This window comes from Rhizobium sp. 01T444 (assembly GCF_056398305.1).
On the sequence record NZ_JBFTPD010000310.1, the window covers coordinates 1 to 578 of the forward strand.

The following is a 578-nucleotide window of genomic DNA, read 5'->3' on the forward strand; positions in this document are numbered from 1 at the left end:
GTAGTGAAGTCCGAGCGCGGTCGCGGGCATTCGGAATTCGACCCCGTCGAGCCCGACGCAGAGGTCGCAGGCCAGCACCAGGTCGGTTGCGCCGCCATGCACGCTGCCGTTCAGCGCGCACACCGTGATCGGCCGCAGTGCAGCCAAGGCATCGGCCACGCGCTCGAACATCTGAGGGTCGCTGCCAGAGGCGCTGAAGCTCCCGATGTCGTAGCCCGCGCAGAACACCGGCCTCGGCTGCCCCTGGGTGTTGGCCGTCAGCTTCAGCACGCGAACCTGCGGGTCGGCATCGATCTGCGCGAAGAAGCGCAGCAATGTGCGCAGGTCCTCTTCTTCCAGACGATTGCGGTGTGCCGGGCGATTGAGCGTGATCACAGCCACGCCACCCTCCACGCTCAGCAGCGGCGGGGAGGAAGCGATCGGTTCCAAAAAGGTCATGTGCGTCGACTCAGTTCCAGCCGTAGACCGTCATGGTGCTCTCGCCGGCTTCCAGCAGGCGCAGGATGGCTGCCTCGTCAGCTTCGCGCTTCTCGCCAGCGGCAATCACTTCGACGGCGCGCGCTTGCGGAATCGCCACC

At 66.3% G+C, this 578-nt stretch carries 1 protein-coding gene; it reads right to left on the reverse strand.

Annotated features, from left to right (window positions below; all coding sequences use genetic code 11):
* On the reverse strand, positions 1-438 hold a 438-nt coding region (locus tag AC1DTN_RS38635), incomplete at its 3' end, for an enoyl-CoA hydratase/isomerase family protein (protein ID WP_477925498.1).
* Positions 439-578: the final 140 nt, after the last annotated feature.